General features: G+C 69.3%; 11 protein-coding genes. 6 read left to right on the top strand and 5 right to left on the bottom strand.

Annotation, left to right across the window (positions count from 1 at the left end; all coding sequences use genetic code 11):
* Positions 1 to 6: 6 nt before the first annotated feature.
* The 6 genes from kdpC to fusA all read left to right on the top strand — a co-directional run bounded on the left by kdpC (position 7) and on the right by fusA (position 7141).
* Positions 7 to 651, top strand: a complete 645-nt coding sequence (gene kdpC / locus SFB74_RS31200) for a potassium-transporting ATPase subunit KdpC (RefSeq protein ID WP_432728239.1) — start codon at positions 7 to 9, stop codon at positions 649 to 651.
* Between the two features lie 67 nt (positions 652 to 718).
* On the top strand, positions 719 to 1039 hold the full coding sequence (locus SFB74_RS31195) for a hypothetical protein (protein WP_432728238.1): 321 nt from the start codon (positions 719 to 721) through the stop codon (positions 1037 to 1039).
* Positions 1029 to 1172 carry a hypothetical protein gene (locus tag SFB74_RS31190; protein WP_432728237.1) on the top strand — a complete coding sequence of 48 codons (144 nt, stop codon included), beginning with the start codon at positions 1029 to 1031 and terminating at the stop codon, positions 1170 to 1172. Before SFB74_RS31195 ends, SFB74_RS31190 begins: the two co-directional genes overlap by 11 nt.
* Before the next feature lie 12 nt (positions 1173 to 1184).
* The gene (locus tag SFB74_RS31185; protein WP_432728236.1) at positions 1185 to 3941 is read left to right on the top strand and encodes a DUF4118 domain-containing protein; all 2757 of its coding nucleotides are present in this window, start codon (positions 1185 to 1187) and stop codon (positions 3939 to 3941) included.
* A gap of 4 nt (positions 3942 to 3945) precedes the next feature.
* On the top strand, positions 3946 to 4641 hold the full coding sequence (gene kdpE / locus SFB74_RS31180; RefSeq protein ID WP_432728235.1) for a two-component system response regulator KdpE: 696 nt from the start codon (positions 3946 to 3948) through the stop codon (positions 4639 to 4641).
* A gap of 481 nt (positions 4642 to 5122) precedes the next feature.
* The gene (gene fusA / locus SFB74_RS31175) at positions 5123 to 7141 is read left to right on the top strand and encodes an elongation factor G (protein ID WP_432728234.1); all 2019 of its coding nucleotides are present in this window, start codon (positions 5123 to 5125) and stop codon (positions 7139 to 7141) included.
* Positions 7142 to 7184: 43 nt separating this feature from the next.
* On the opposite strand, the gene SFB74_RS31170 is transcribed toward fusA, so the two are convergent.
* The 5 genes from SFB74_RS31170 to SFB74_RS31150 form a co-directional block, all read right to left on the bottom strand.
* On the bottom strand, positions 7185 to 8315 hold the full coding sequence (locus tag SFB74_RS31170) for a zinc-binding dehydrogenase (protein WP_432728233.1): 1131 nt from the start codon (positions 8313 to 8315) through the stop codon (positions 7185 to 7187).
* An 88-nt stretch (positions 8316 to 8403) separates the two neighbouring features.
* Entirely contained in the window at positions 8404 to 8976 is a 573-nt protein-coding gene (locus SFB74_RS31165) for a dual specificity protein phosphatase family protein (RefSeq protein WP_432728232.1), read from the bottom strand.
* Entirely contained in the window at positions 8973 to 9470 is a 498-nt protein-coding gene (locus tag SFB74_RS31160; RefSeq protein WP_432728231.1) for a hypothetical protein, read from the bottom strand. The genes SFB74_RS31165 and SFB74_RS31160 overlap by 4 nt, the downstream gene beginning before the upstream one ends.
* Complete coding sequence (locus SFB74_RS31155) at positions 9467 to 10621, bottom strand: MGDG synthase family glycosyltransferase (RefSeq protein ID WP_432728230.1); 1155 nt, start codon at positions 10619 to 10621, stop codon at positions 9467 to 9469. The genes SFB74_RS31160 and SFB74_RS31155 overlap by 4 nt, the downstream gene beginning before the upstream one ends.
* Positions 10622 to 10710: 89 nt before the next feature.
* A complete protein-coding gene (locus SFB74_RS31150; protein ID WP_432728229.1) occupies positions 10711 to 12156 on the bottom strand; it encodes a nicotinate phosphoribosyltransferase in 1446 nt (481 codons plus the stop codon).
* Between the last annotated feature and the right edge of the window lie 46 nt (positions 12157 to 12202).

Raw genomic sequence — 12202 nt, 5'->3', positions numbered from 1 at the left:
TCCGTCATGAACAACAACACCGTCAATGGCAATGGCAACAGCAATGGCAGCGAGGGCGGCATCGTCCGCCCCGCGCTCGTGCTCTTCGTGCTGCTGAGCGCGCTCACCGGCCTGATCTATCCGATGGCCGTCACCGGCGTCGCGAAGACGGCATTCCCCACGCAAGCGGACGGCAGCCTGATCGTGCTCGACGGCACCACGGTGGGCTCGAAGCTCATCGGCCAGAACTTCAGCGACCCGAAGCACTTCTGGGGCCGCCCGTCGGCCACCGCGCCGCAGCCCTACAACGCGAGCGCCTCGGGCGGCTCGAACCAGGGGCCGCTGAACCCCGCGCTCACCGATGCGGTGAAGGCGCGCGTGGAGGCGCTGCGCGCGGCCGATCCGGACAACACCGCGCCGGTGCCCGTCGACCTGGTCACGGCCTCGGCCAGCGGGCTCGACCCCGACATCAGCCCGGCCGCCGCGCAGTACCAGGCGGCGCGGGTGGCGCGCGTGCGCGGCATGCCGCTGTCACAAGTCCAGTCGCTGATCGACAGGAATACGCAGAAGCCCCTGCTGGGCTTCCTGGGCGAGCCGCGGGTCAACGTGCTGGCGTTGAACATCGCGCTCGATGCCGCTTCGGGTTCATTCAGTCCGTCGACTTCGCGTTGAGGAGAAACCAACCATGGCTTATGCCGCTTACCGAGAACACCCCGGCGTGCCGAGAACGCACGCTCCCATGAGCACGCAAGGCAACGGGGGCAACAACAGCCCGTTCTACGTGCTCGACGTGACCGTCTGCTGCGCCGACGCCCTGCGCGTGCGCCGCAGCATCGCCGGCTGCCCCGAGGCGGGCGTGGTGCGCTGCGAGCCGCTGCTGCACGCCTGCAGCTCGCAGGAAAGCGACGCGCCCTGCGTGCGCCTGATGATCCGCCTGCCGCTGGCGCGCTATGCCGACGTGCTGCACCGGCTGATCGAGTGCGTGCCCTCGGGCGAGATCGGCCGGCTCGTGAGCTGGCGCGAGCACCTCGCGCGCTGCGGCCTGCGCCATGGTCACTGACCTGCTTCTCGCGCTGCTGGCCATGGCGGCGCTGTTCGTGCCGCTGGGCTTCGCCTGGTTGGTGCTGTCGCGCACGGCGCGGCGCCACGCGGGCCGGCATGCGGGACGACGCAAGGACCGCCCGATGCGCTAACCTGTGCCGCCGATGAACGAAGTGCTCCGCCCCGACCCCGACGCGCTGCTCGCGCAGCTGCGCAGCGACGAGGCGCGTGCCCAGCGCGGCAAGCTGCGCATCTACTTCGGCGCCAGCGCGGGCGTCGGCAAGACATGGGCCATGCTCAGCGCCGCGCAGCGCGAGCATGCCGCCGGGCGCGACGTGCTGATCGGCGTGGTCGAGACCCACGGCCGCAGCGAAACCGCCGCGCTGCTCGCGGGGCTCGACGCACTGCCGCTGCGCGAGCTGGCGTACCGTGGCCGAACCCTGGCCGAGTTCGATCTCGACGCCGCGCTGAAGCGCAAGCCCGCCGTGCTGCTGGTCGACGAGCTGGCCCACACCAACGCCCCCGGTTCGCGCCACGCCAAGCGCTGGCAGGACGTGCAGGAGCTGCTGGCCGCGGGCATCGAGGTCTGGTCGGCGCTCAATGTCCAGCACCTCGAAAGCCTCAACGGCACGGTCGGCGCCATCACCGGCGTGCGCGTGCACGAGACCGTGCCCGACACCGTGCTCGACGAAGCCGACGAAGTGGTGCTGGTCGACGTCACACCCGACGAGCTCACCGCGCGGCTCGCGGCCGGCAAGGTCTACCTGCCGCAGCAGGCCGAGCGCGCGGCGCAGAACTTCTTCCGCAAGGGCAACCTGATCGCCTTGCGCGAGATCGCATTGCGGCGCACGGCCGAGCACGTGGAAGACGACGTGCGCGGCTGGCGCGTGGAGCAGTCGGGCCCGGGCGGCGCGGGCGGAAACGGCAAGGGCCCCGGCCTGCAGGCCTGGAACACGTCGGGCGCGATCCTCGCGTGCGTCGGCCCGCACGAAGGCGCGGCGCAGACCGTGCGCACGGCGGCGCGCCTTGCGGGCCAGCTCAACGTGCGATGGCATGCGGTGTACGTCGAGACGCCCCGGCTGCAGCGCCTGGCCGCGGCGGAGCGCGACCGCATCCTCGCGGTGCTCAAGCTGGCGGAAGAGCTGGGCGCGGCCACGGCCGTGCTCACGGGCTCCGACGTGGCCGAGCAACTGGCCGAGCAGGCGCGGCGGCTCAACTGCGCGACGCTGGTGCTGGGTCGCTCGCAGCCCGAGACCGGCTGGCGGCGCTGGTGGCCCGCAAGGGCGGTCCCGCTCGCTCGCGCATTGGCACAACGCGCGCCGGCGCTCGACATCATGGAAGTCGCGCCCGTCGACAGCGCACGCCGCCTGTCGCGCACGTCGCTGCAGGGCGCGCGCCTCGACAGCGACGACCACGAGAAGGCGCCCATCCACTGGCCCGCCTACGCATGGGCGACGGCCACCAGCGTCGCGCTCACGCTGGTGTGCACGCCACTGGCCAGCGTGCTGGAGCTGTCGAACATCGTGATGCTGTTCCTGCTCGGCGTGGTGGGCGTGGCGATGCGCTTCGGGCGCGGACCCTCGGCGCTGGCGGCCTTGCTCAACGTCGCGGCCTTCGACTATTTCTTCGTGCCGCCGCGCCTGTCGTTCGCGGTGAGCGACGTGCAGTACGTGCTGACCTTCGCGATCATGCTCGGCGTCGGCCTGCTGGTGGGGCAGCTCACGGCGGGGCTGCGCTTCGCGGCGGGCGTGTCGACCAGCCGCGAGCGGCGCGCCCGCTCGCTGTTCGAGCTCACGCGCGAGCTGTCGGCCGCGCTCGAGGCCTCGCAGGTCGTCACGCTCGGCACCGCCGCCGTGCGCGGCCACTTCGGCGGCGATGCGCTGGTGCTCGTGACCGACGCGGCCGACCAGCTCGTGATGCCCGCCGATGCGCCCGAGGGCTTCGATCCGCAGGTGGCCGACTGGGCCTTCCGCCACGGCCAGAGCGCCGGCCTCGCCACCGCCACGCTCGCGGCCCAGCCCTGGCACTACGTTCCGCTGCGCGCGCCGATGCGCGTGCGCGGCGTGCTCGCGCTGTCGCCCGCGCAGCCGCGCTGGCTGCTCATTCCCGAGCAGGCGCAGCAGCTCGACACGCTGGCGCGGCAGATCGCCATCGCGCTGGAGCGGGTGCACTACGTCGAGGTGGCCCAGCAGGCCGTGGTCGAGATGGAATCGGAACGACTGCGCAACGCGCTGCTGGGCGCCATCTCGCACGATGTGCGCACGCCGCTCACCGCGCTCATCGCGCTGGCCGAGTCGCTGCAGACATTGCCACTCGGGGAGCACGCCAACGCCGCGCGCGCCATCGTCGCGCAGGCGCACGAGCTGCATGCGCTGGTGAGCAACCTGCTCGACATGGCGCGGCTCGAAAGCGGCATCGCCGGCGGCGCGGTGAACCTGCGGCGAGACTGGCAGTCGGTGGAAGAGGTGGTGGGCTCGGCCATCCGCGCGGCGCGAACGTCTCTGGGCAGCACCGTGGTGCAGACCGCGCTCGACCCCGAGCTGCCGCTGGTCGAGTTCGACGCGGTGCTCATCGAGCGCGTGCTGGTCAACCTGCTGGAGAACGCCACCAAGTACGGCGCGCCGCCCATCGTGGTCGGCGCGCGCGCGGAACCCGGTGCGCTGGTGCTGACTGTGCGCGATCACGGCCCAGGTCTCCCGGCAGCGCTGCTCGGGCACGAGCAGAAGCTCTTCGACAAGTTCACGCGCGGAGAGGCCGAGTCGGCCACGCCGGGTGTGGGCCTGGGCCTTGCGATCTGCAAGGCCGTGGTGAGCGCGCACGGCGGCGAGATCACTGCCGAGAACGCGCGCGACGGCGGTGCAGAATTCACGGTCACGCTGCCGCGCCGCGAGCCGCCCGAACCCGCCGAAGCCCAGATCTGACCCCATGCCATCGCCTACCGCCATCGTGATCGAAGACGAGCCGCAAATCCGCCGCTTCGTGCGCGGCGCGCTCGAAGCCGAGGGCTGGGCTGTGCACGAGGCCGGCACCCTGCGCGACGGGCTGGCGGCCGCCGGCACGCGACAGCCCGACCTGCTCGTGCTCGACCTCGGCCTGCCCGACGGCGACGGCGTTTCGCTGATCCGCGACGTGCGCGGCTGGTCGGCCGTGCCGATCATCGTGCTGTCGGCGCGCACCGACGAAGCCGACAAGATCGCCGCGCTGGACGCCGGCGCCGACGACTACCTCACCAAGCCCTTCGGCACCGGCGAACTGCTGGCCCGCGTGCGCGCCAACCTGCGGCGCCCGCGCACGGCGAGCACGGAGGAAGCGACGCCCGAGGCGCTGTTCCGCTTCGGCGAGATCGAACTCGACCGCGCAGCGCGCCTCGTGCGCCGCGCGGGCGTCGAAGTGCACCTGACGCCGACCGAGTACCGGCTGCTGTCGGTGCTGGTCGCGAACGCGGGGCGCGTGCTGACGCAACGACAGCTGCTGCGCGAGGTGTGGGGGCCGTCATACACCGACCAGAGCCACTACCTGCGGATCTACATGGGGCATCTGAGGCAGAAGCTGGAGGCCGATCCGGCGCAGCCGAGGCACCTGCTCACGGAAACGGCCGTGGGGTATCGGCTGGTGGTCTAGGGCTTGCAGGACTTGATGCAGGCCGCATATTCATTACCGTGACTTCCGGCCAACACCGCGCATCGCGGTGCTTGCCTTTGTTAACAGAGATCCCCACAATCCCGCCCACCATGAAATTCACTCAAGCCATCGAGGCGTTCATCGCCACCTGACATCGCCCTCGATCGCGTTCGGAAGGCGGTGCGCCTTCCGGTATTGAAGAAACCCCGGCAGGCTCGTCCTTCCGGGGTTTTGTTTTTTTGCACCTTCATCCTCAAGACGCCATGCGTACCTACGACAAGCTGATCGCCACGATTCGCCTCCGCCGGAGCGTGGACCTCGTGCGCCCGGACTCCGGCCACCGCATCGCTACCCAGCACGACACCGTTCGTCGCTAGCCCCCAGGCGAATTTTTCTTGCCTGGAGCTGGCGCGTGCCAACCAGGCCTTCGAAGCGCAGCGTCGCAATGCGCGCTTCGATCCAATGAAAAGAAAGATTCGTCATGAACCCGAAACCCAGAAACCTCCGCAACATCGGCATCATTGCCCACGTCGACGCGGGCAAGACCACGACCACCGAGCGCATCCTGTTCTACGCGGGAGAGAGCCATCGCATCGGCGACGTGAGCCGCGGCACGGCCCGCATGGACTTCGATCCGCAGGAGCAGAAGCGCGGCATCACCATCAGCAGCGCGGCCATCACCGTCCACTGGAATGGCGCGCAGATCAACCTGATCGACACGCCCGGCCACATCGACTTCAACATCGAAGTGAACCGTTCGCTGCGCGTGCTCGATGGCGCGGTCGTCGTGTTCGACGGCGTGGCGGGCGTGGAGCCGCAGACCGAGACGAACTGGCGTCTTGCCGACAGGTATCGCGTGCCGCGCATCGCCTTCGTCAACAAGCTCGACCGTCTGGGTGCCGACTTCCTGCGCGTGGTCGCGATGATGGAAGAACGCCTGGGCGTGAAGGCCGTGCCCGTGCAGTTGCCCATCGGCGCGGAAGGTGACTTCCGCGGCGTGATCGATCTCGTCGGCATGCGCGCGCTCGTCTGGGACAAGGACGATGCGAGCCAGCCGTACCGCGTGATCGACGTGCCGGCCGAAATGCTGGCGGTGGCGAAGAGCCACCGGGCGCGGCTCGTGGAGCTCGCTGTCGAGCAGGACGAAGCGGCGATGGTCGCCTACCTGTACGGCAAGGAGCCTTCGGCCGACGTGCTGCGCGAGTGCATGCGCAAGGGCGTGCTGGCCGGTGCCTTCGTGCCCGTGCTGGCGGGCTCGGCGTACCGCAACCGCGGTGTCGAGCCGCTGCTCGATGCCGTGGTCGACTGGCTGCCGAAGCCTGGCGAAGTGGCCTCGGCCAGCGATCCGCAGGCGCCGTTCGCGGCGCTCGCGTTCAAGATCGCCAGCGACGACCACGGCGCGATGGTGTTCGTGCGTGTCTACAGCGGCAGGCTCAAGCGTGGCGACACGGTGCTGAATGCCGCGACGGGGCGCATCGAACGCGCGGCGCGGCTGTACGAGGTGCATGCGGACGACCGCATCGAGCGCGACGAGCTCGTGGCCGGCGACATCGCGGCCATCGTCGGGCTGAAGGACACGCTGACCGGCCACACGCTGTGCGACCGGAATCATCCGGTGCATCTGGAGGAGATCAGCGTGCCCGAGCCCGTGATCCATGTCGCGATCGAGCCGAAGGCGCAGGCCGATCAGCAGTCGCTGTCGAAGGCGCTGCAGGCCATGCTGCGGGAAGACCCCAGCCTGCAACTGCGGCATGACGCCGAATCGGGCCAGACGATCCTGTCGGGCATGGGCGAGCTGCAGCTCGACGTGTCCATCGAGAAGCTGCGCGCGAAGTACGGCGTCGAAGTGTCGGTGGGACGGCCGCAGGTCGCCTGCCGGGAAACGGTATCGAGAGAAACGGAGGTGCACCATGTGCACAGGAAACAGACCGGCGGTCCCGGACAGTTCGCCGAGCTGAGGCTGCGCCTTGCGCCGCTGGCGCGAGGCGAAGGCATCGTGTTCGAGAGCCAGGTGGTGGGTGGCGCCATTCCGCGCGAATTCATTCCCGCGGTCGAGGCCGGCATCCGCCGTGCCGCGCAATCGGGCGTGGTGGCAGGCTTCCCCTGCGTGGACTTCATGGCCACGCTGGTGGACGGCAGCCACCATGAGCGCGATTCGTCGGCGATGGCGTTCGAACTGGCTGCAGCCGCGGCATTCCGCGAGGCGGCCGCGAAAGCCGGGGCGGTGGTGCTGGAGCCGGTGATGGCCGTGGAGGTCATCACGCCGGCCGACTACCTCGGCGACTGCATCGGTGACCTGAACCGGCGACGCGGCATGGTTCGCGGCCAGTCGATGCGCGGCAATGCCGCGGTCGTCGAGGCGCATGTGCCGCTGAAGGAGATGTTCGGCTACATCGGCAACCTGCGTGCGCTGTCCTCGGGCCGTGCGCAGTACACGATGCAGTTCGACCACTACGCAGTGGCGCCTGCGAACGAAACAGCCACGCTCGTGAAGAGCTGATGGCCTTGGAAGGGCGGTCCTCGAGGACCGCCCTTTTTTCCTTTCAGGCCGCGACGCCCTTGCTCGGATTCAGCAGGAACTTCTCGCCGGTAGCCTGCTTGCCATACACGCCGATCGCATCGAGCTGCAGCATCTCCACCAGCGACACCTCGCGGGTGTAGTGGCTCGCGAAGGTCGTCTTCAGCTCGGCGACCACGCGTGCCCTCAGGCGCTGCGTGCCCGCGTCGCCCAGCCGCTGCAGGAACGGGAACAGCAGCCATCCGCCCATGCCCCAGGTCATGCCGAAGTTGCGAACCACTTCCGTCGGGCCGCGGTCGAGGCCGCCGTAGATGTAGACCTGCTTGTGCGTGTTGGAGCCGTAGCGGCTGTATTCCTTGGCGTTGCGGTTGATGGCTGCTTCCATGCAGCCGAGGATCTGGCCGGCGAGCTTGCCGCCGCCGATGGCGTCGAAGGCCAGCGTGGCGCCGGTTTCGGCCAGGGCCTGCGTCAGGTCCTCGATGAAGGTGGGCGAACTCGAATTGCACACATACCTGGCGCCTAGGCCGCGCAGCAGGTCTTCCTGATCCTGCTTGCGCACGATGTTGACGAGCGCGATGCCGTCCTTCTGGCAGATCTTGTTGAGCATCTGCCCGAGGTTGGACGCTGCGGCGGTATGCACCAGCGCCTTGTGGCCTTCCATGCGCATGGTCTCGACCATGCTCAGCGAGGTGAGCGGGTTGACGAAGCACGACGCGCCCTCGGCCGCCGTGGTGCCCGCCGGCAGTTCCAGGCACTGGGCCACGGCGAGGCAGCGGTACTGCGAGTACATCGCGCCGCCGATGGCCGCCACGGTCTTGCCCAGCAGCGCCTGCGCGGCCGGCGACGAGCCGGCCTTCACCACCACGCCGGCGCCTTCGTTGCCGACCGGCATCGACTCGTCGAGCCGTGCCTTCATGGCGGGAAGCACGCGCTCGGGCACGGTGGCGGTGACGACGGGGCGATCGGCGGTGCCGGAGGCCTTGGCGGTGCTCATGTCGGCCGCACCGAACAGCAGGCCCAGGTCGGATGGATTGAGCGGCGACGCCTCGACGCGGATCACCACTTCGTGGGCCTGCGGTTCGGGAATGGGGTCGTCGTGCAGCGAGAGTTCGAGTTCGCCGCTGGAACGGATGAGGGAGCGGATCTGCAGCGCCATGGAAGTACCTCTTGATGAAGGTTCGCGGATGGCCCCGGGGCCACGGGGCGGCCAGTATAGGAGCGGGTTCGGAAAGCCGCTGGCGCCTTCAGGACACCACCGGAATCGCCTGGCCATGGGCCAGCGCGTCGCGCATCCTGGCCGGGTCGAGCCGCTCGATGTAGCGCGGGATGTTGCGCCACAGCGTGTGGTAGCCGTAGCCGCCGCGCAGCATCTCGTGGCGGGCGCTTTCCTTGTCCCATTCCTGCATCGCCATGCGGTACACCGCCGCGACCACGCCGGTGCGGTCGGCGCCGTGCATGCAGTGGATGAGCACCGGCCCTTGCCTCTCGGCCGCGCGGATGGCCTGCAGCGCGCGCAGCACCTTGGCGTCGTCGATGGACCAGGTGTTGATCGGCACGCGCACCAGCCGGATGCCGCTGCCGGCGAACACTTTCCGGTCGTCGTTGAAGGAACGCAGGCTCACCACGGTTCGGATGCCCAGCGACTGCAGCGCGGCGAGGTTGGCGCGCCGGGGCTGGGCGCTGCGGTACAGCGTGGGCGTGATGCGGTGCAGGTTCTCCACGCCCAGCGCGTCCAGCGGATCGGCCCAGTGGCCGGGGCGCGGTGCCTCGGCGATGTGCTGCTGCCGGCCTTCCTTGTGTCTTCTGCCGCTGCTCATCGGCTGTCCTTGCGCCGCCAGTGCCGCGTCACCAGGATGATCGCCGCCGCCGCCAGCCCGCCCCAGTAGTCGACCGGCGCGCCCCACATCCAGTGCTTGTGCCAGAAAGCGTCCACCGGATTGAAGCGCTCCCAGCCGAAGGCCGGGTTGATGAGGAACCAGCTGAAGTCCTCGCAGACCCAGAACACGATGAGGCCAGCCACGGCCAGCCCCACGTCGCGCCAGGTCCAGCGCCCGTTGAAGGCCAGCGGCGAGAAGAACACCAGCGCCATGAAGGTGAAGACCCAGGCGTGGTAGCCCGTCATCGCGCGGCCGCCCCAGAAGATGTCGAGCCAGATGTTGTTCTCGATGCGCCAGGTCGGCAGCGACGTGGCCCAGCCGGCGCCGCCCTCGATCTGGATCTCGGCGTTGGCGAAGAGGAAGGCCATGACGATGACCCAGGCGAGATAACCGAGCGTGCGGGCCACGCTCGTCTTTTCGACTGCGCCGCTCATGCCGCGGTACCCAGTACGTGTCGAAGCACGGAGCGTGCGGCCTGTGGCTTGCCCAGCGCGCGGCTGCGAGTGGCCATGCTCGCGAGCTTGGCGGGGTCGGCCATCAGGCGCGCCACCTTGTAGTCGAGGCCGATGGCGTCGTAGGCGAGCCAGGCCGCGCCTTCCTCCATCAGGAAGCCGGCGTTGTGTTCTTCCTGCCCCGGAATGGGCGAGATCAGCAGCATCGGCTTGCCCAGCGCCAGGCACTCCGACACCGTGAGGCCGCCGGGCTTGGTCACCACCAGGTCGGAAGCGGCCATCATCCTGTGCATCTCGTTGGTGAAGCCGATGGCCGCCACGCGGCCCGGGTGCCGCTTGGCCAGCGCTTCCAGCTTGCCGTGCGCCTCCGCATTGCGGCCTGCGACGGCGATCACCTGGAAATCGTTCGGCTTGCCATCGGGCCCGCCCATGCCGAGCACGCGCTCGACCATGCTCGACAGGTCGCCGACGCCGGCGCCGCCCGACACCATCAGCAGCACCGGGCGCGAAGGATCGAGGCCGAGGCCCGCCACGCAGGCATCGCGCGCCAGCGCGGGCGCATCGGGCTCGGAGAACGCGGGCATCACCGGAATGCCGGTGACGTGGATGCGCTCGGGCGGAATGCCGCGCGCCCGCAGGCGGAAGGCGACTTCTTCCGTCGCCGCGAGGTAGCCCGTCATGCCCGGCACCAGCCACATGTTGTGCAGGTCGTAGTCGGTGATCTGCAGCCACACGGGGTAGTCGATGCGGCCGCGGTTGCGCTCGCGCATCAGAAGCTCCGCAGGCAGGAAGTGCGTGCAGATCACCGCGTCGGGCTTCTCGCGGCGGATCTCGCGCACCAGTGCGCCGGTGCTCAGCCGCTCGATGCCGCGGCGCAGGCGCTGCGAGGGCGCGTGATGCGGCGTGACGTCGGTGCGCTGGTGCAGGTAAGACCACAGCTCCGGCGCGCGATTCACGAGCTGGATGTACCAGTCGGTGTAGACCTTGCGGAACCCCGCGGCCACGTGGGCCATCGCGTCGATGTGGACCGCCGTGCAGGGCGGAGCGAGGGACTGGGCGGTGGCGGCAAGCGCCTGTGCTGCACGCACGTGGCCGTTGCCGGCACTCACGCTGAGGATCAGGAGTTTGGTCATGAAATCCGGGAGTTGCGCGGATTATGGCGATGCCATGTGGCAGCCGGTTCCGCGCACTCCCGGTCCGTTGGGCCCACTGCCCCGAAGGCTCAGAGCGGCGCGCGCGAGGTGATCAGCTGGCCGACGCCGGCCGCGGCCCGCTCGCGCACAGCTTCGAAGCTCGTGCTCTCCACGATGCGCCCGTTCTCGAACACGGTCTGGAGCAGGTCGGCCTGCCCCGGTCCGAGCGTTTCCTCGCGCAGCGTGCGCACGTCGCCGCCTTCGCCGCGCACCAGCGCGAGCCGCCCCTTCTTCGAGGCCTTGCCCAGGTCGCCCACCGGCGACTTGTACACGTCGCGCCACTCGCCGTTCACCTGCATGGCCGAGCACTTCATCGCCCACTGCATGGTGTCGCGGTTGACCTGCTGCAGCAGCCCGCCGCCCATGCCGAAGGAGATGTTCTCCGTCGAGAAACCGTTGTGATAGAAGTTCGACAGGCACAGCCGCAGCGAGTCGAGCGTCACGCCGTCGCCCTGGATGATGCGCACGTTGTTCAGCACGCGGTAGCCCTTGGCGTTGGTGGTGGTGCCGAAGCGGTCGGCCAGGATGCGCGCCACCTTCAGCGTGGTTTCGGCCGGGTCGCCCGAGTCGGGCCGCACCACCAGCGTGGCGCCCGAGGCCACCACCTTCGCCTTCAGCTCCTCGCCCCAGATGCGGGCGCAGGCATTGAAGATGTCGTAGCTGTCGCTCACCACGGCGAAGGTCGCGCCGGGCTTGCCGAACTGGTCGACCATGTTGCCGTAGGCATCGGCCTCGTGGTCGCGGCCCCAGCCGGTGATGGTGCTGTGCTCGGCCGCGGGAATCGAGAAGCCCGCCACGTCGCAGTCGTAATACCGGCGCGCTGCTACCAGCGCAGCCAGCGTGTCGGTGCCCATGAAGTTCACAAGATGGGCCATGCCGCCGAGCGCGGCCGATTCGAGGCTCGACACGCCTCGCGCGCCGAAGTCGTGCAGCCTGAAGGCGATCTGCCCTTGCGGGTCGTCGCAGGTCGCTTCCAGATAACGCAGCAGCGTGGTGCGCGCCGCGGCCGAGAGCGTGGCCACCGTGGTGGGATACCAGATGGCGCGCAGCAGCTCGGTCTCCAGGAAGCTCGTGACCCAGAAGAACTCGGGGTCGGTGTTCTCGATGGTCGCGAGCACGTTGTGCACCGGCGTCACGCTGCCTTCGGGCACGGCGCGGATGCGCACCGGCATCAGCCCGCCGTGCTTCTCGATCAGCCGCAGCCAGCCTTCGCGGTTGAAGGGCTCGCCGTGCGCGGCCATGAGCGCCGCGGCTTCCTCCACGTCGTCGCGCGTTACCGGCGTCTGCAGGTATTCGCGCAGGTAGGCCTGCAGCCCGAAGAAGAGGGAATGGCTGAAGATGCCACCGCGAGACTCGATGTAGCTGTACACCGTCTGCGTGCCGGGCGGGTACTGCATCCAGTGCGACACCTTGTAGGAGTCGGTGCGAAGCAGCAGGTTGTTGCCCAGGGGCGTGGAGGCGAGATTGCGGTTCATGTGAAAGCTCCTTTCACGTTGGCCCCGTCAACCGGGGCCGTTCTTG

The sequence above is a fragment of the Variovorax xiamenensis genome, from assembly GCF_050916385.1.
Taxonomy (GTDB): Bacteria; Pseudomonadota; Gammaproteobacteria; order Burkholderiales; family Burkholderiaceae_C; genus Variovorax.
The sequence above is the reverse complement of the archived record's forward strand: the minus strand, read 5'-3'. Positions and strand labels throughout refer to the sequence as shown.